The 18,380-nt window shown below is 46.5% G+C and carries 18 protein-coding genes; 9 read left to right on the forward strand and 9 right to left on the reverse strand.

Annotated features, from left to right (window positions below; translation table 11 throughout):
• Positions 1-49 precede the first annotated feature (49 nt).
• Together queC and QUA71_RS05990 are read right to left on the reverse strand one after the other, a co-directional pair.
• Positions 50-724 (reverse strand): 7-cyano-7-deazaguanine synthase QueC, encoded by a 675-nt coding sequence (queC, locus tag QUA71_RS05985; RefSeq protein WP_333283276.1) that lies wholly within the window; start codon positions 722-724, stop codon positions 50-52.
• Positions 725-1,090: 366 nt separating this feature from the next.
• On the reverse strand, positions 1,091-2,425 hold the full coding sequence (locus tag QUA71_RS05990; RefSeq protein ID WP_333283278.1) for a cytosine deaminase: 1,335 nt from the start codon (positions 2,423-2,425) through the stop codon (positions 1,091-1,093).
• Positions 2,426-2,743: 318 nt separating this feature from the next.
• Here QUA71_RS05990 and QUA71_RS05995 point away from each other — a divergent pair, with 318 nt between their 5' ends.
• The 5 genes from QUA71_RS05995 to QUA71_RS06015 all read left to right on the forward strand — a co-directional run bounded on the left by QUA71_RS05995 (position 2,744) and on the right by QUA71_RS06015 (position 8,842).
• The gene (locus tag QUA71_RS05995; protein WP_333283280.1) at positions 2,744-3,652 is read left to right on the forward strand and encodes a class I SAM-dependent methyltransferase; all 909 of its coding nucleotides are present in this window, start codon (positions 2,744-2,746) and stop codon (positions 3,650-3,652) included.
• A gap of 256 nt (positions 3,653-3,908) precedes the next feature.
• Positions 3,909-4,817, forward strand: coding sequence for a class I SAM-dependent methyltransferase (locus tag QUA71_RS06000; protein WP_333283282.1), 909 nt, complete (start codon positions 3,909-3,911; stop codon positions 4,815-4,817).
• Positions 4,818-5,178: 361 nt separating this feature from the next.
• Positions 5,179-6,426 carry a GTP cyclohydrolase II gene (locus QUA71_RS06005; RefSeq protein ID WP_333283284.1) on the forward strand — a complete coding sequence of 416 codons (1,248 nt, stop codon included), beginning with the start codon at positions 5,179-5,181 and terminating at the stop codon, positions 6,424-6,426.
• 89 nt (positions 6,427-6,515) lie between these two features.
• Positions 6,516-7,598: an adenylate/guanylate cyclase domain-containing protein gene (locus QUA71_RS06010; RefSeq protein WP_006635355.1), complete on the forward strand. Its 1,083-nt coding sequence runs from the start codon at positions 6,516-6,518 to the stop codon at positions 7,596-7,598.
• The gene (locus tag QUA71_RS06015; RefSeq protein ID WP_333283285.1) at positions 7,595-8,842 is read left to right on the forward strand and encodes a URC4/urg3 family protein; all 1,248 of its coding nucleotides are present in this window, start codon (positions 7,595-7,597) and stop codon (positions 8,840-8,842) included. The genes QUA71_RS06010 and QUA71_RS06015 overlap by 4 nt, the downstream gene beginning before the upstream one ends.
• Positions 8,843-9,062: 220 nt before the next feature.
• On the opposite strand, the gene QUA71_RS06020 is transcribed toward QUA71_RS06015, so the two are convergent.
• Positions 9,063-9,635: a DUF4360 domain-containing protein gene (locus QUA71_RS06020; protein WP_333283287.1), complete on the reverse strand. Its 573-nt coding sequence runs from the start codon at positions 9,633-9,635 to the stop codon at positions 9,063-9,065.
• 600 nt (positions 9,636-10,235) lie between these two features.
• Between QUA71_RS06020 and upp the strand changes: the two genes are divergently transcribed.
• Both upp and QUA71_RS06030 read left to right on the forward strand, forming a co-directional pair.
• Positions 10,236-10,871, forward strand: a complete 636-nt coding sequence (gene upp, locus QUA71_RS06025; RefSeq protein WP_333283289.1) for a uracil phosphoribosyltransferase — start codon at positions 10,236-10,238, stop codon at positions 10,869-10,871.
• Positions 10,872-11,191: 320 nt separating this feature from the next.
• A complete protein-coding gene (locus tag QUA71_RS06030) occupies positions 11,192-11,338 on the forward strand; it encodes a hypothetical protein (RefSeq protein ID WP_006635359.1) in 147 nt (48 codons plus the stop codon).
• Positions 11,339-11,642: 304 nt separating this feature from the next.
• On the opposite strand, the gene QUA71_RS06035 is transcribed toward QUA71_RS06030, so the two are convergent.
• Together QUA71_RS06035 and QUA71_RS06040 are read right to left on the reverse strand one after the other, a co-directional pair.
• Entirely contained in the window at positions 11,643-13,565 is a 1,923-nt protein-coding gene (locus QUA71_RS06035; RefSeq protein ID WP_333283291.1) for a hypothetical protein, read from the reverse strand.
• Positions 13,566-13,599: 34 nt separating this feature from the next.
• Entirely contained in the window at positions 13,600-14,943 is a 1,344-nt protein-coding gene (locus tag QUA71_RS06040) for a glycosyltransferase family 4 protein (protein WP_333283293.1), read from the reverse strand.
• A gap of 77 nt (positions 14,944-15,020) precedes the next feature.
• Here QUA71_RS06040 and QUA71_RS06045 point away from each other — a divergent pair, with 77 nt between their 5' ends.
• Together QUA71_RS06045 and QUA71_RS06050 are read left to right on the forward strand one after the other, a co-directional pair.
• Entirely contained in the window at positions 15,021-15,491 is a 471-nt protein-coding gene (locus tag QUA71_RS06045) for a tetratricopeptide repeat protein (RefSeq protein ID WP_190656060.1), read from the forward strand.
• Positions 15,492-15,677: 186 nt separating this feature from the next.
• On the forward strand, positions 15,678-16,634 hold the full coding sequence (locus QUA71_RS06050) for a glycosyltransferase (RefSeq protein WP_333283404.1): 957 nt from the start codon (positions 15,678-15,680) through the stop codon (positions 16,632-16,634).
• A gap of 232 nt (positions 16,635-16,866) precedes the next feature.
• On the opposite strand, the gene QUA71_RS06055 is transcribed toward QUA71_RS06050, so the two are convergent.
• Genes QUA71_RS06055 through QUA71_RS06070 form a run of 4 tightly spaced genes read right to left on the reverse strand, consistent with a single transcriptional unit; the run spans position 16,867 to position 18,281 of the window.
• On the reverse strand, positions 16,867-17,373 hold the full coding sequence (locus QUA71_RS06055; protein WP_333084019.1) for a DinB family protein: 507 nt from the start codon (positions 17,371-17,373) through the stop codon (positions 16,867-16,869).
• A gap of 53 nt (positions 17,374-17,426) precedes the next feature.
• Positions 17,427-17,708 (reverse strand): antibiotic biosynthesis monooxygenase, encoded by a 282-nt coding sequence (locus QUA71_RS06060; protein ID WP_190733824.1) that lies wholly within the window; start codon positions 17,706-17,708, stop codon positions 17,427-17,429.
• Positions 17,709-17,752: 44 nt separating this feature from the next.
• Positions 17,753-18,097: a type II toxin-antitoxin system PemK/MazF family toxin gene (locus tag QUA71_RS06065; protein WP_333283296.1), complete on the reverse strand. Its 345-nt coding sequence runs from the start codon at positions 18,095-18,097 to the stop codon at positions 17,753-17,755.
• Complete coding sequence (locus QUA71_RS06070) at positions 18,090-18,281, reverse strand: hypothetical protein (protein WP_333283297.1); 192 nt, start codon at positions 18,279-18,281, stop codon at positions 18,090-18,092. Before QUA71_RS06070 ends, QUA71_RS06065 begins: the two co-directional genes overlap by 8 nt.
• Between the last annotated feature and the right edge of the window lie 99 nt (positions 18,282-18,380).

Consider the following 18,380-nt stretch of genomic DNA (forward strand, 5'->3'; position numbering starts at 1 on the left):
GACGAGAGTTTATGGAGGAACGCTTTCAACCGCCGAGTCGGAATACTGTTTAAGCATAAGGCACCGGATCTTTCAGCCCCAATTCCTCAAAAGCCACCAGTCGCAACCGACAAGAATCGCAAACGCCGCAGGCATTTTCCCCGCCTGCGTAGCAAGACCAAGTTTGATCCCAAGGTACTCCTAATTGGTTGCCTAATTGAATAATTTCTGTCTTTTTAAGTTCGATTAAAGGTGTGATAATATTAATAGCATTTCCTTCTCGGCCCTGCTTTGTTCCTAACCGAAATACTTCCTGCATGGCTTGGATGTAATCGAGGCGGCAGTCGGGATATCCAGAATAATCTAAAGCGTTGACACCGATGTAAATGCGATCGGCTTCGAGAGTTTCTGCGTAGGCGAGGGCAAAGCTGAGAAAGATCGTATTTCTAGCAGGAACGTAGGTACTGGGGATGTTTTGGGACATTTCTGCAAGATTGCGATCGATCGGTAATTCCATCTCATTATCCGTCAAAGCGGAACCGCCCCACAGTGTTAAGTCAAAGTTTACTATCTGATGTGCCTTAACCGCTGCCGAAAGTGCGATCGCCCTTGCTGATTCCAACTCCCGCCGATGTCTTTGCTTGTAGTCAAACGAAATAGCGTAACACTCGCAGCCGTCGGCTTTGGCTTGATACAAAACTGTTGAGGAATCCAGCCCTCCCGACAATAAAATAACTGCTTTCACTTAAAACCTCCTCAATAAAATTAGCTTTTATATTTATATCAAATTAGTGGCAAATTGACAAGATAGCAATGCTAAATGCTTGGTGAAAGATATTTTTTTGAACGAACCGCGAAGACGCGAAGGACGCGAAGGAAGAAAAGAGAAGGGACGTTTGTTGATAATTTATAGTGCCTGTTTAACTGGTTCCTAGGCTCTGCCTGGGAACCGAGATTTAGAGGCTCTGCCTCGCATTACGGCCAGGGAAATTGGAGGCAGAGCCTCCAGATATACGTTACCAGGCAGAGCCTAGTAACGAGTAGAAAGAAAATTCATCTTTTGTGGAACAGGCATCTTGCCGGTTCTTGAGATTGATGCAGGATGTCAGATTTAAGTTGCTAATAAATCATCGAGTTCGCGGTAATCGGGCAAAGTTGTATCAATTTTAATGCCCTGCCGCAAAACTGTGCGATCGCCCTGCGCTCTAGATAACAATTCGCTGAAATTCCGCGCCTTAAACAAAATCAAATCAGCAGGTAAACCCACTGCAATTCGTCCTAAACTCGGCAATCCCATTAAATCGGCTGGAGTCTTTGTAACAGTACAGGGCCAGTCTCCATAAGGCCTATCTAAATGAGCGATGCGGACTGCCATATTAAAAACTTCCAAAACATCATGGTCGCCAAATCCGTAAAACGGATCGCGACAATTATCGCTAGCAACTGCAACGGGAATTCCGGCTGCTTTGAGTTCGTGCAGCAGTGTCACTCCCCGCCAGCGCGGTGTATGCTGAGATTCTCGGTCTTGCAGGTAAAGGTTGCACATCGGCAAGCTGACAATGCCAATATTTGCTTCCTTGACTAATTCCAGAGTTTCTGTTACTAAATCAGACGGTTGTACGGCTAAACTACAGCAGTGTCCGCAGATTATTTGACCCCCAAATTCATGGCGGATGGCGGTTTTTGCGACTTCCCGCAGTGTTACTGAATCTGGATCGTCGTTTTCGTCGGTGTGGAAGTCGAGGTTTAAATTTCGTTCTTTGGCTAACGCAAAAACTCGATCGAGTTGTTTGTCTAAGTCGGGGTTCATATAGGCGACGCCGCCGAGAATGCCGCCAATTTGGGCAATGCGATCGGCTAATTTTTCGCCGGCGGGTGTCAGGTAATAGTCGAGGGAAACCAGGGAAACTGCTTGCAAGATCAGCCGATCGCCCCATTCGGCTTGCAGCGCTTCAAATACTCCCAAACTAACGGTTCCCTGTTCGCCCGCGCTGTCGATGTGAGTGCGGATAGCCTTGGTTCCGTGGGCGTAGCTGCACTTGAGGCCGAACTGCATCCGCCGGTAAACATCCTCTGCATTCCAGTTTTTTTCGGCATCAGCGCATACCGCTTCGATCGCGCTGGCAAAAGTTCCATCCGGATTGGGCGATCGTTCCCAAATGTGGCCTTTGTCTAAATGGGTGTGCATATCCACAAAACAAGGCCAAACTAAGCCGCCCTGCAAATCTACAACTGAGATATCTCCACAGGGGGATACAGGTTTTGTACCTGCTGGGATAATTTGGGCGATCGCCCCTGCTGCAATTTCCAAATCCACCAAACAAAAATTGTTCTCACTCCCCGCTGTCGCCACAGTAGAAGCTGACGGGGCGATCGATTTCATCTCTAGAAGAGACGCGGGCACGCGAGCATTTTTGAGCAAATAATTAGATGTACTTGGCAACATTAATTTTGTGAGTTAGTATTTTCCTAAGAATTTAGCGCTACCGCAAAAACGCTACCGAAAATCATTGTCGGTTAAGCGTCGGTTGTATTATTGGTAACAAATGCTACCTTCTTAGTCTAACCATTTAGACATAAAATTGTACAGCGCCGATCGATCGGGGGTCGAGCGCCAACAAACCGAGCATCTACAAATACTGATTTGCAAATAAACCTAGTTTTCGATCTGTTTGCAGTGGTGCACTCTACCAGCCCAGCTAATGGTAATAAATTGTGGTCGTTCCACTGCCATTAGCAACTATACAAATCGTGAAACTGAACCATGCAAAAATTTACAAATTGCCCAGTTTGCAGCTCCCAAAAAATCAGCTTCCTGTACACAGCGGGGACAGCCCGCCAACCAAAAGAGCCTCCTAAATGGTCAGTTTACGGATGCGAAGATTGTGGCTTAGTATTCGTAAATCCCCGCCCGACATGGGATGAACTGAGCGATTATTACCCAGAGGGCTGGCAGTGCTACAACACATACGTACCAGACGAAGAAGATGTAGTAAAACAAGCCAAAAAACTTAATGAATTCCGACACATTCCTATCCCTGTAGGCAAGCGGTTGTTAGACGTGGGATGCGGCGGAGGTTCCTTTCTTCAAGTCTTCAAAAAACTCGGAGTTGAGGTAGCAGGAGTTGAACCTAGCTCCTCAGCAGCAGCAGCGGCCCGCGAATGCGGTGTCGATGTTTTCACCGGCACTGTAGAAGAATACGTTGCAGAAAAAGGTACTGACGAAAAGTTTGATGTCATACTCTGTTCCCACGTTTTGGGAGCAACGCCTTTGCCTGCTGAAACACTCGATTGCATGAGGCAATTGCTGGCTCCAAACGGTTACATTTGGGTCGCTGTACCGAACGCAGACAGCCCATACGCGCGGCAACTGGGCTGGCGCTGGCACAGCACCGATTATCCTTACAATCTGATCGGTTACACTCCAAAAACATTAGCTCTAGCCGGCCAAAAGGCAGGTTTGGCAATTCAGCGCAATTACACCTACTCTTTGCCGGATGCCCTTCGTTACTCTATCTGTTTGTGGCAGCGCTATCGGTGGTTTGTACCGCACAAAGTTAGCCGCTTGTTCCTTTCGGACGAACGTGTTGAGCGCATGGCGAAGCAATTGGACTCGCGCGGCGAAGGCGAGGCAATTTTAATGGAATTCTGTCACCCTCAAAGCCGGGATTAAGAGGTTTGGAGCAAGAATATTCGATTGGAGAATATTCGATTTGAGATGATCTCAAACTTCAAAACTCCGGTTTTGTTGATATCAGTGCGTAATTTTTATCAGGACGGAAATCTTGACCACCAAGTTTTTGAGCAGAAAATTTGGTGACTTTTCACGCAATTTTTCGGAGAAACCGGGTTTCTGAGCGTAAGTCCTGCTTGTATGTGTCTGTGTGCATATACTTCATGAGAGTGCCCAACAACTAGAAAAAGTTACCATGCAAGAACTGACAAATTGCCCTGTTTGCAATTCACAAAATATCCGTTTCCGCAACAAAGCTGGCACTTCCGATGCCCCTAAAGAACCACTGAAATGGTCGCTTTTTGGCTGTGACGATTGCGGGCTAGGATTTCTCAACCCCCAACCTACATGGGAGGAATTGATTCCATATTATCCCCCAGATTATCTGTGCTACAACACTCGCGTTGAGGATGAGGAACAAGTAGTTGAAGAAGCAAAGCGACGGGGCGAGTACCGGCACATTCCTATCCCTGTCGGCAAGCGGTTGTTGGACGTGGGATGCGGTGGCGGTTCTTTTCTGCAAGTCTTAAAAAAGCTGGGAGTTGAAGTTAAAGGCGTCGATCCTGGGGTATCGGCTACGGCGGCCGCCCGTGATAGCGGACTCGATGTTTTTACAGGCACTTTGGAAGAATATATCGCACAACATGGTACGGACGAAAAGTTTGATGTCATCACCTGTTCTCATGTTTTGATGGCAACACCTTCGCCCACGCAAACACTCAACTGCATGAGGCAGTTGCTGGCACCAAACGGTTATATTTGGGTGGCTGTACCGAATGCTGATTGCGAATCAGCGCGCCTGCTGGGCTGGCGATGGCACAGCGCTTATTTCCCTCGCAACATCATACAATTCACTCCCAAAACTCTGAGTAAAGCTGGAGAAGTTGCTGGTTTGGAAATTCGGCGACAGTCCACTTATTCTTTCCCAGAAGCCGTGGGTTTTTCGCTTTGTTTGCGATGGCGTCATCGCTGGTTTATACCGCACAAAATTTCCAGCCGCTTGCTGTCAGAAAACTATCTCAAGCGGGCAGCGCAGGAATTGGACTCGCGCGACGAAGGCGAGGCAATTTTAATGGAATTCTGTCACCCACAAAGCCTAGATTAAGGCGTTGCGAGCAAAAATATTCGATTTGAGATTTGAGATTTGAGATTTGAGATTGACTGCACCTTGGCTGCTGAGAATCTCAAATCTTTTTTTTTCGCATCTGTTAAAACTTCAACATTGGCGTTTGACCGTTGTGCTGTCTTTGGTGTTGGCTATACTGGAAAAGATTAAACTTTGGACTTATATCAAATCCGAGTAAAACCTCCTGTTATCCTGAAACCCAAGCCGAGAAAGGGTTGTGTGTGGATAGCGCGATTGTTTCAACCAGGGAGGTGTGTACTGTCGGTATGATCGATCACTGTTTCAGATGGCGATTCGGCTTACAACCAACAGCAGCATCTATAGCAAGAGAAAAAAAACTGTGTCAAAACCCAAGCATATAGTTTTAACATCCCACCCCGACAGATCCGGCGCAAAACCTCATCCCATTTACTGGGGAGAAATCGATCCGCTGAAACGGGGGCCTGTGATTGGTAGCCTCACCAAATCGTCTCACCGGAATGCTATCGGCACTCATTCGGGTTCCTACTCTGTTTATCGCGCGCTAGCAGTTGCTTCCGGCGCACTCCAAGCAGATCACCGCCCCGATTTTACCAACACCTCTCCGGCCGCACACATCGGGCCGCACCCGAGTTGGGGCGATCGCAATTTAATTGTTTCTCTCGATCCCTTTGGGGGTTTGGTCAGCGAAGTTTATACTTCATTTCTCCAGCAGGGATACGATATTCGACCGACAATTGCGGTCACTAAAGCTCACATTAATATGCCGGAATTGCAAGATGCTATCGCTAAGGGGCGAGTGCAAATTGATGGCAAAATAGTCAAAGCAGGTGGCAATTTAGCAGTAACTAAAATTGCGATCGACCCGGTTTGGTATTTGCCGGGAATTGCTCGGCGGATTGGGGCCCAAGAAAGCGTTCTCCGCCGTGTCCTGTTTGAGCAAACAGGCGGAATGTTCTCGGATTTAGTGACGCGGCCGGACTTGCACGTTTTCTTGCCGCCAATTGGCGGAACTACGGTTTATATTATTGGCGATGTCGCGAATATTTCTGACCCGGATAAGCAGTTGGCGGTACGGGTACACGATGAATGCAACGGTTCTGATGTCTTCAGTTCCGATATCTGCACTTGTCGCCCTTATTTGGTACACGGGATGGAAATTTGCATCCAAACGGCACAATCAGGCGGTTCTGGGGTAATAGTTTACTTCCGCAAGGAAGGGAGAGCTTTGGGGGAAGTGACTAAGTTTTTGGTGTACAATGCCAGAAAACGGCAGGAAGGCGGCGATCGCGCTGATGCCTATTTTACGCGCACTGAATGTGTTGCGGGAGTTCAAGATATGCGGTTTCAAGAACTAATGCCAGACGTGCTGCACTGGTTGGGTATCTCTCGAATTGACAGTTTAGTTTCTATGAGCGATATGAAATACAATGCGATTATCAATTCTGGCATTCAGGTGGTCGATCGCATCCCCATTCCTGAAGATTGGATTCCCGCAGACGCACAAGTCGAAATTGTCGCCAAAAAAGCCGCCGGCTACTACACGCCCGACCCGGTGCCAGATGCTACAATTCTTGCAGAAGCGATCGGACGCGATTTAGGAGATTAAGAGGGCAAAGACGCGACCGATGGGACGCGAACAATCGCGTCTTTGCTAAACAAAATTTATTGCTGGTTTTTGATCAGTCAGGGTAGGTTATGGCTAATTTGCGTTCTAGTGTGATCGTAAAAACAGATATTTGCGGATATACCGCCAGAGTCAAAAAATTATCTCAGTCGGACTTGAGTAGTTTGTTAAACGAGCATAAAAATTTTGTTTCAGATATTAGCGCCAGAAATGAAGGCAGCGTAATTAAAGGGGAAGGTGATTCATTTTGGATAATTTTTCCCAGCGTCACAGCCGCGGCAGTAGCAGCCATAGAAATGCAGCAAGAATTGAGAGCGCAACAATCTAGCAAGGCGAACGACGAACGATTGGCTATTCGCGTGTCGATTACATTAGGAGATGTCTTGCATCAAGATAAAGATATCTTTGGCGATACTGTGAATTTAACAGCGCGCATAGAATCAGTAACTCCGCCGGATGAAATATATTTGTCCCAAGCAGCATGGCTGGCGCTCAACAAAGCAGAAGTGCAAACGTCTTTTGTCAACGAGTTTTCTTTGAAAGGAATGAGCGAACCTGAAAAAGTATACAAAGTTGACCAAAGTTATAAAACGCGAATCATCAAGAATCAAGCAATAATTAAAGCTGATTTGAGAGGTTTTATAGCTTATCAAGAATCTAATTCTATCAAAGATGTTGAATATTTGCTCACCAACTTTGATACTTTTGAAAAAACAATTTGCGAAGAATACGGTGGCACAATTCGCAGTATTGTTGGGGATTCGCATTTGTTGACTTTCCCGGAAGCTCACTCAGCCTTAGCGGCAATGGAAAGTTTGTGCGAGAATTGGAAACTTTTTATTCACGCCAATCAAATACCTTGCGGCTTGTCCGTGGGAGTTGCTAAGGGAAATTTATATATATTTAGGTCTTGCACTTACGGAAAAGATATTAACATAGCCGACAGACTGGAAGATTTAAGTAAAATAGTATCTCCGAGGGTCGAAAAAAACTCGGTGATAGTTTCCGATCAAATAAAACGCGAAGTCAGCGGCTCGAAGTGGGAATATAAGCTGATCAAACTAGATAAAAATGTGATTTTAGATAATCTTTTAGATTACAGTCAGTTTGACTTTTTTCAAGAAAACGATGTTTACCGTTGTTTGGTGGTATGAAGTTGAAAAATATTGAACTTGAGACTGTAGAATATCTGAGAACACCGGTTGCTATTCGCCAAAAGTGCGATCGGCTTTTTGATTTAGCCCGCCTAGACAAACTCCGCTACTTCCGCGTCGATTTATCCCAACTCGACAACGCAGCAAATTATGTAATTGACACAACGCGCCAACAGTATCCCGATTTTAACATTCCCTTTCACAGTCGCTGGCGACATTTTGAAGCCGGCAACCTGCCGCGACTCGCCGAATTGGATGCAGCTTTAGCAGAATTTGCGCCGGTTGAAAAAGCTAAGATCAAATTTGATTTAGCAATTATCAGCGTTTTGCTCGATGCCGGTGCTGGTGCAGATTGGCAGTATTGCGAACCTGAAACCGGACAGGTTTACCGCCGTTCTGAAGGGTTAGCAATAGCCAGCTTGCGGATGTTTTGTCAAGGTGTTTTTTCCAGCAATCCCGATTTTCCTTGGCAAGCGGATTCTCGCGGACTTTCTCAATTAAAACTCGAAACCTTAGCTGCGGGATTTCAGGTAAGTCGAGACAATCCGCTAGTTGGTTTAACAGGCAGATTAGAATTATTGCAGCGTTTGGGGAAGGCGATTTGCCAACCTCCATTATTATTTGGCAGCGAAAACCCGCGTCCCGGCAATTTGGCAAAATACTTGCTAGACAATCGGGTTTCTGGAGTCAAAACTGTGAATGCTGCTGAAGTATTGAACGCTGTTTTGACAGGTTTTGGGGAAATTTGGCCGGGAAGATATGCAATTGGTGGGGTTAATTTAGGCGATGTGTGGTGGCATCCGGCTTTAACAGGAGAAAATTTGGGAGATGAATTCGTGCCGTTTCACAAACTATCGCAGTGGTTGACTTATTCGCTGTTGGAACCGCTGCAAGAACTTGGTTTAGAAGTCGCGGGATTGGATGAGTTAACGGGATTGCCGGAGTACCGCAACGGCGGTTTGTGTTTGGATATCGGGCTGCTGCAGGCAAAAGATTCTGCTATTTTTGGACAGAGTTACTTGCCTGGTTCGGAAGTTATAGTGGAATGGCGATCGCTGACTGTGAATCTTTTAGATAAAATTGCCGCAGCTATTCGAGAAAAGCTGCATTTGAGTGCGACAGAATTGCCCCTGGTGAAAATTTTGCAAGGAGGAACTTGGGCGGCGGGGCGGAAAATTGCGGGCGAATTGAGGGCTGGTGGAGGGCCGCCAATTCAGATTGAAAGTGACGGCACTGTGTTTTAGAAGGAAGAAGGAAGAAGGAAGAGGGAAGAGGGAAGTTCGGCAACGGATTCTATAACGGATGTAACGGATGTCACGGATGCCAGGAAGAAGGAAAAGGGAAGAGGGAAGAAGGAAGAGGGAAGAAGCAAGAAGGAAGAGGGAAAATTATCCCCTCTTCCAACTTAAAATTCAAAATTCAAACCTGAAAACTATACCTCACACTACACTCCCAACAAGCTGCTTAGCGACAAGTGCGATATTTGACGTGATAAACTAAACCGCGATGAGCCAAATCGAAGGAGTCAACGGTGGCCATGCCGGCACCGCGGGCTGTCATTGCAGCATTTACTCTCATATTTACACTGTCGCCGCAGCGAGACCAAACATTAGCTACAGTGGCTAAGCTATCTCGAACATTGTAGTTAGTTTCGCCGCTGAGATTCCGATTAAAAACTGGGCCGCGGGCTCCCGCGAAAAAGTATTCTGCTCGCAGGTTGGCTGTGGTTTTGGGAGCCACGTAGCCGCGGTAATCAGCATCGTAGATAGAAATTTGGTAGCCTTGGGGTACTTTGATGGGAATGCTCAGATTGCAGCTTTTCCGGCTTTCTGTTGAGACATTTCCCTGGGCTGCAAACTTATCAAATAGGATGGTGAGTTCTTGACCGTCGGGGCTGACGCTGACGCTGGCGGAGCGATCGGGGCAACCGCTACCACCGTAGCTTGCACCTAAAATTTGAACCAGCGGATTAGCCAAGGCGGGGCTGATAGAAGCAGTCATTAATGCCGTAGCTAGCAATAGTTTTACAAACTTCATGGATGTTCTCCTTAATAAGTTCAGTTGTGTGTTAGGAGCACCCTAAAAAAATGGAACTGAATTTCGGTAATGCGTTTTAAAGTTGGATATTGCCGCCTTCATGTTGAAAGATGAAAAGCCAGTCACGCCAAGCTTATGACCTCATGGGCAGTTCCTATTCAGGTTTTTTCGATTAGTGAATTAATCGAAAAAATAGGTTTTCTGTTGATACTTCTTAAGATTCATATCTGTTGGTAAAAGTTCCGGAAGATTTCGGGGCGAAACTCCGGCTCTGTGTTATTGGGCTTGGATGGAGCGCGAGACAGCGAAACCAGTGGGGAGGCTTTTGGGCCCGGATCTGCGTTCTTAGGAAGAGTGCGGGAAGGAGAGAAACGACATAATGACATATTTGTCTATTTTCCAACCTCGCATACTTAGTGTCGCGCTGGGCGGATGAAAGGCAAGTGTAGAAGTAATTTTATTCGCGCGGTATTTGTGTTTTCAATAGGGGTTTGATATAAGTAGTTCAGGACGCCGGGGCGGCAGAAACCTGGTTTTTTTGCGTCAAGAATGCCTTGATGGCTGATAAGTTAGAATAAAGCAAATTAATTCTTCAAAAAAATGAGTGCTAAAGTTACTGTCATCGACCATCCTTTGATACAGCACAAGTTAACTCTAATGCGGCAAACTCAAACGAGCACGGCGAAATTTCGCCAACTGTTGAAAGAGATTGGAATGCTGCTAGCCTATGAAGTGACGCGAGATTTGCCGCTCAAATACGAACTAATAGAAACGCCGATCGCCCAAATGAATGCACCTGTGCTGGCTGCAGAAAAGAAAATTGTTATTATTTCGATTATGCGCGCCGGTCAGGGACTGTTAGATAGTATTTTAGAGCTGATTCCGTCTGCGAGGGTGGGACATATTGGTTTGTACCGCGATCCGACAACTCGGATGGCGATCGAATATTATTTCAAAGTTCCCCAGGATATCGAACAGCGAGATGTTTTAATTGTCGATCCGATGCTCGCTACTGGTAATTCAGCGGTGGCGGCAGTGGATAGGCTTAAAGAAGTTAATCCGAAGTCTATTAAATTTTTGTGCTTGCTGGCGGCACCGGAGGGACTTAAGCACTTTCACGAACAACACCCTGATGTGCAGATTTATACGGCGGCAGTTGACGAGTGTTTGGACGAGCACGGCTATATTGTACCCGGCCTCGGAGATGCGGGCGATCGGCTTTACGGCACTCTCTGAATTCAATAAAATGATTTTGGGCTGTATATGCCAATACATTCATTAAAAAATAATTTTACTAACATAAGTAGTGGTTTGATAGTGCCATACAATGTAAATTGTAAGATTTTAATGTCAGGAAAAGCCTATATAGAGCAAGGGTTGTAGGATTTTCTTACATTAAATTCGTAAATTGCATTATCTAGATGTATTTACTGCATCTTATGGGGAAAATCTCTGCCTTTAGTGTAATTAATCGGAGGAATTACTTCATAAGATAGATGTATGATGCTAACCGTTTGCGATCGACTACTAACATTTTTTGGACGAGGAAAAAAACAATGGAGACTACAGCACAGAAAGAAGCCCCAACTCAGCCTGTTGAGGAAGTGAAAATCAACAATATCAACAGTTTGGAGTTTGAGCTTTGGGCTAAAGCGGTGAAACGGCAGATGATTGCAGCACTCTCTAAAAAGGGCGCGATTTGACATCTCTGGGTTTTTTGTGTGCAACTTGTGTTAATTTAATTAACAAAATTTTTGTCTGCATGGTTGTCCAAGAGCGATAAGTGGCTAGGGGAAGAGTTTTGAGATTGCGCCTCTTTCGGAGTTGCGGGAGGGGGAGAAGAGAGCATTTTCCTTTTTCCTAGTTTTGGACGCATGGGTCGCAGGAAACCGGTTTTTTTTACGAAAATACTTCTGTTGCAATCGGCAGAAATGGTAAAAAAACCCGGTTTCTTTGTGTCAAGAGTGCCTCCGGGACTGTTCTATCTGCCGAATGCTTTCTGCCAGATTACGATCGCTTGTCAACCGCCGCCAGCAAGCGCAGACTTCCGTCTTGAACCTGCACTGCTTTCACCGTTCCCACAGCAACTCTTTGTTGACCGTTAGCCATCGCTACCTCAATCTTAATCTTGGGGTCAGCCAGTAATCCCAGCCGCCCCCAGAGCCACTTAACTTGAGTAGCAGGAAAAGAGCGCACTTCTACATCTGAAAAAGGCGAATTAACCCAGCGGCTACCGTCGTAAAAACTCGCTACTTGCACCTGATACCAAACTTGTTCTCCCGCCAATTTTAAGTCGTTGTTCGGTTCGGGTTCCAGCCACTCAGCGGGATTGACACTGTTAATTAAAGTAGCAGAACCCATAATTTGACTTTTGTGAGCTTCTAAACTTTCAGCCTGAGAAACTGCTTCCTGAAGTTTGTTGACTAAATTCCGAATTCGACTTCTTGTTTCGCTGTCAGTATCTGATTGCTGGTCGAGCCAATTCATCGCCTCGCGAGATCCGTCTTGAGAAGCTACAATCAGAGCACCCCAAGCCTTGACATCGGCGTCAGCGGCATTCACTCTCAAGGCGGCGTCTATGCGGTTCCAGATCCGCCCGCTGTCATTTTTGAGGGTTGTGGCTATTTCGTTACTGTTGCTCGGATCGGCTTCAAATACTTGCAAAGCTTCGGCCCAGCGGCCGTCGATCAATTCTGCGAGAACTTGTTGACCGGGACTGGCCCAAGATGCGATCGCCTGCGCCCGAGTAATTTTAGCGTGAAATTCGATCGTTTCTAGCTGAGCTTGCGCGACAGCAGGCCAATTTTTGCCAGCTTTCCCCTTCGCCACACGCATGACATTTAATGCTGGAGACCACAGCCCGCTTTTGGCAAGTCGCAGCCCATTTTTGTAAGTCTCGTCATTGAAAGCAATTTCTTCTAAAGAAATCGCCGTTAACTGAACGGGGTTCGGCAAAAATTTGCGCGGGCCAATTTGATAAAGGGTAAATTGCGGCTCTAAACCAACTGTTTGGTCGATCGCCAACTGCGGGTTTTCCCCCTTAACAATTTGCTGCCAATTCGGCGGTTGTCCGGCCGCACTCGCCCACTCCAACAGCGGCATTAAATGATTTTGGCTGGGGTTGTAGCGAACGACTTGTCCGTAGGGAATTTTCCTGTCGCCCCGCTTTAGTTGACCGCTGACATTAAACCAAATGCCTGAGGCGGGGGGCTTTCCGTCAAAGCGGCGCAGTTCTGTTAGGGGTAGCGACTGATTCGAGGCTTGATTGTCAGATGTAGAGTCAGGTAAAGAAGCAATGACAAAAGATTCCGCCGGGCCTTCTACGTTCACAGAACTTGCTAACTGAAAATACTGCTCTTTATCGGAACTGCGATCGGGCAACTGTACTCGCTTGTACACCCGAAGTTCGACAATTTGACGGCAAGGATTTTTGCAAACAGTAGAAGCCTTAACAGTTCTTTCTACCATCACCGGCAATAGCAAATCGGAAATAGAATTATCGCGGGATTGATCGACGGGAAGCGGCAGGGGTTCTCCGGTTACGAATCCCAATTTGCGGATGCTGGCTTTGATTTGATCGAGAGTTTGGATCGAATCTCTGCTACCTGTAGGCAGGCGCGACCATTCCGGCACAAACTGAGAGATCAACTTGTTGCCATTGGGATCGACAATTAGCTGATAACTCAGCCAAGCGCCGCCTCCCATCAAAGCTGCACAGCCAGCCAAGACGCTGAGGGCTGTCAAATTAGCTACCAGTCTTTTCCAGGGATATCTCGCGCGAGTTCGGGGAGTAGGTATTGGAAGCTGGGACTCTTGAAGATTTTTGGGGCGTCGGGTTTGGCGACGGCGCCTTGTCGGAGGAGGAGCAACTTTTCGATTTTCTGGGGGTAAGGCTCGATTTTTTGAGGGGTTAATTTTGTGTTCCATCATCCCATTTTAGAATTTAGATTTTAGAATTTAGGGTTTAAAATTGCAATAGCCGATCGTACTGCCGACCTATGATATCCCAAGTGTATTGGCTTTCAACGAGCGATCGCGCGCTGACAGAAAGATCCTGTCTTAGCTGCTGATTTTCAAACAAACTGGTAATCGCCTCAACATACTCGTGAACTTTGTTCGCCCGCAAGGCCCTTCTCGGTTGTGGGCCGCCATCGACGGCTAAACCCTCCAAACCTCGAGCGCTCGCAACGACGGGGGTTCCCGCAGCCATCGCCTCCAAAGTTTTATTTTTAATCCCAAAACCTATCCGCATCGGCACCACACAAACAGCAGCTTGATGCAAATATTCTGCCACCCTTTGCACCCGACCTACTACTTGAATTCCGGGGAGTTTCCCCAAGGCGAGCACTTCCGGGACTGGCGAAGCCCCGACTAGGGTGAGGGTGACATCAGGATACCGCTGCTGCAAAGGCGGCAGTATTTGCAAACTGAGAAACCGCGCCGCGTCAATATTGGGCAAATTGTTCATTGCGCCTGCAAAAATTAAGGTGTGTCCTCCCGGATCGATCGACCGGTACGGAAATTCGGCCACATCCACGCCGTTAGGAATTACATCTATGGAAGGTACAAAAAAATCTTGTTTTCCTCGCACCTGAACCGGAGGCAACAGTAATTCTAGGAGTTGCTCTCTGTCTGTGGATGTTGTCGCAACAATGCGGGAGAATTTGGAACAGTAGCGTTTTTCGTAGCGGGCGAGTAGCGGTAAATTCAGTCGATCGCGCAGGGGTTTTTCCGACGTGCCGGTTGCTAACATTTCCCTGCAAGTTCCCCAAACGGAACTGTGAATGTTTGCCACTGTCAGCAGTTTTTGCCGCCATTCTGGACGCACGTAAATCTCATTAACGCTGTGCTCGCAGGTGACAGCATCGCATTTGCCTGCTGTCACCAATTCGTCTGCCCAATTCTGCATTGCTTGGGAGTAGCTTGAGAGTACGTTGGGAGGTGTACCCGACTGCAAAAATCGACCAAATCTGTGGAATTTTCCTATTATTTTAGAGAACTCCCCCTCAGTCCCCCCCTTATTAAGGGGGGGAGGCAAAAAATCGCCATCGGGTTCTGGATCGAGTCTTAGCCCCCCCTTGGCAAGGGGGGGTTGGGGGGGTGCTTGCGGGTTGGGAAAAACTGCTAATTCTGTGACTTGCTGGCGCAATGTGTCGATTTGTGCGTCGGTGACATCGGGCGATCGCACAGTGCCGAGAATTACCTCATGCCGCTGGCTCAAGTATTGTAATAAATTAAACGTCCTCACCTGAGTTCCTCCGCGGCTTGGCGGATAGGGAAAAGTCGAGGAAAGCATCAAAATCTTCATGGGATGTGGAATAAATTAAAGTTGCCGCTTGCGCGATAAAATTGATTGATTAAATCTTTTTAACAATCTTCGCACCTATGGACGAATTATCTGTTAAGGCCCTGCTCGAAGACTTGAAAAAGTCCGACGAAAGCGTGCGCGATCGGGCAACTACAGAACTCTGGCGCACTTGGTTTAACCAGAAGGGTGAGTATGGGATGCAAATTCTCAGGCGATCGCAAGTTTCGCTGGATGCAGGCGATGTTCACCACGCTTTGGATTTGCTGACGAAACTGATTGCGGAAGCGCCGGATTTTGCTGAAGCTTGGAACCGGCGCGCCGTACTTCACTATACCCAAGGAAATTATAAAAAGTCGATCGACGACTGCGAAATCGTCCTCAAACTGAACCCGGTGCATTTTGGGGCGCTGCACGGTCTAGGTTTGTGCTACGCTGCCTTGGGAGAATACATAAATGCTATTCAAGCTTTTCGTCGCGCTTTGGAAATTCAACCGTTTGCTTTGGTGAATCAAAAGTTAATTCTCGAATGTACTGCTCGTTTGAGTTAAAATCAACTGTGGAGTGAAGGAAGAAGGAAGTTCGGCAACGAGCAATGTACGGGATGTAACGGATGTAACCGATGTCAGGAAGAAGGAAGAAGGAAGAAAATTTAGGAAGAAGGAAGAAGGAAGAAAATCAATGGTTTCAGGATTTTTTTGCAATCTTAAATCTCAAATCTCAAATTGTCTAAGTTAGTGCCGAAAATTAGCGTTTGCATTCCTACTTGCAATCGAGTGCATCTACTGGCTTGTGCGATCGCCAGCGTGCTAGATCAAACTTATACAGATTTTGAATTAATTATCTGTGATGACGGTTCCACTGACAGCACTCCACTGTTGATGTCGGAATTTGTCGATCGCGGGATTCGCTACATTCGCCACCTGCAGAATATCGGCAAGAGTAATAATATGCGATCGGGCTTTGCGGCAGCAAGGGGTGAGTATTTTATCAAGTTTGACGATGACGATCGCCTGAGCGCGCAATTTCTAGAGCGGACATCTGCTATTTTAGATAAAGACCCCAGCATCGATTTTGTCAGTACCGATCACTGGGTGATCGACATTAACAATTATATTAATGAAAACCAGACGAAACTCAATTCGCAGCGGTGGGGCCGCACCGAGTTGTCGGCTGGAATTATTGAAGATTTGCTTTCCACAGTTTTTCTGAGACAAAGTTTGCAAATAGGGGCAACTTTGTTTCGCCGCCGCGCCCTAGAAGAAGTAGGATTTCTGCGGCCGAATTTGCAAAATTGCGAAGATAACGATTTGTTTGTGAGACTTGCGATTGCTGGCAAAAAGTGCTATTACTTGCCGGAGCTGTTGATGGAGTATCGAGTTCATACAGGACAGCAAGGAGTCGATCGGGCAATTCCGTATTTAAGTGATAAATTGCGCTATTTGACTGGCTACGAGTTTGATTCCGACAAGCTGGAAACAGTCAGGCTCAAAAGGATTGCCGAAACTCAATTAGCGCTAGGTTTGCGGCTGATTGAGGTGGGTGAAACTGCAAAAGGGCGCCTGATGGTGCGGGCTGGAAAGTCTGTTTCTGAGGCGAAAATGTGGGCTGGTTTGGGATTGTCGCTGCTGCCCGTCGAGTGGCGGAGGAGGGCTTTTGCTGCGGTGCGGGAGTTGGTAAAAGGGGAGTTGTGAAGGCGTAGGATTTCGACAGAATAACCGGCTGTTGAAACCGCGTCTATACACACAAAACTCACAAGGCAAGGGTTGAAAAGTCGGGGGTTAAAATCACGTTTATACAGACAAAACCCATCGAAACAAGTTTAAATTCTTGATTTTCTTGAGTCCCCCTCTACTGGGACGAGAGGCAAGTGTAGACGAGGTTTTAACCGCCGAGTCTTCTGGCGTCTCGGTTTACAACCAGAAATTATCCGATTGATATAGCGGGTAGCCACGGAATATCTGTAACGCCTGGGTCGTAGCCAAGTTGTTTGAGTAGTGTGGTAATTTGCCCTCTATGGTGAGTTTGATGATTGAACATATGTGTCACCAGAACCCAAGTCGGTAGCACGCGGCATTTACCATCTACATTGCTTGTGTACTCAAACGGTTGACTCAACCAGTCAGAATTAAGGTGTCTAGACCATTCTATAATTTGCCGATCCGTTGTCTCCCGTTCTGCTCTCAAAACCTCAAATTCAGCATACAGTTCTTGACCGATAACGGTACCAGAAAATGGGTGAAGAGTGAAACGACCCATCCATGCTTTGTCACCATACAGTAAGTGATTCAAAGTGCCATGAATAGACTTAAAAAAGGCACCCATATCCTGTTTGCGCTGTTCATCAGGAATTGCCGAGCAGACCGAATATAGATTTTGGTTCATCCAGCAATTGTACTCAGCCATTAGCTGGTAGTAGCTACCGTCGTACATACTCAAAACATAATCACATAGTTTGAACAACTTACATTATACAAATAGGTCTTTCACAATACTCCTGACTCTAATTGGTCTAGATAAATAAACTCAGGAGCTTTAACTCCGGCTTCTTCTCTAATTTTAACCAGTCTAGGCGACTCAAAAAACGCCCTAGCATCTGCGATTGATGTCCAGGCGGAGAAATGAACAATTTTGTTTGGTTCATTGTCATACTTCAAGACCTGATAGGAGCGCTCGCCAGCTTCTTTTCGGATGCTTTCAGCACGATCGAATACCTGTTTCCAAGCTTCATAATTTTCTACTTCATGAATAATTAAGACATACTGCATCGTAATCAGGTTCTCTGATAATTTGAAAACTTCAAGGGTTCGGTTTACTCCTCTTTTTCCTCAGCATTTTCCTCTTTAAATCCCAACCACAAGAGTATTACCTCTTCTACTTCGAGCATTTTCTCGGATGTCAGACTTCCCAATTTGCGTAGAAGCTTTGCATGAGGGATTGTAATCATATTTTGTACGTCAAATACTCCTTCTCGGAGGAACTTATTTTTGACTTTCACCTCAAATCTTGAGCCGCGTAGACTTGTTGTATGTGGCACAAGAGTCGCTAATGCCCGGTCTTGATTTAGAGCAGGAATGCTCACGACCAAACATGGTCTGACTTTCGCAATATAACCTAGATCGACTAACCAGATTTCACCACGATCGGGGCTATTCATATAGGGATTCTTCCTCATCTAACTCGATAAAAAGTCCCTCAGCATTCAGAACTAAATCCTCATCAGAAAGGGGAGGAAAGTCTAAATAAACAGTCCGTTTCAAAATTTCCAATACCAAATCTAACCGCTCTGAGTCTGTTAATCGCTCAAAGGTATTCAAAAGTTCTTCTACTAAAATAGTCATAGCTTTTTCCCTAGACTTGCTTATAGCATAGCACAGGTTTTAAATAGACCCATCTAAAAAGACATAACACCCAGCTCCCCGCAGCACTTTAAGCCTGCG

Source organism: Microcoleus sp. MON1_C5, from assembly GCF_036701875.1.
Classification (GTDB): Bacteria; Cyanobacteriota; Cyanobacteriia; order Cyanobacteriales; family Microcoleaceae; genus Microcoleus.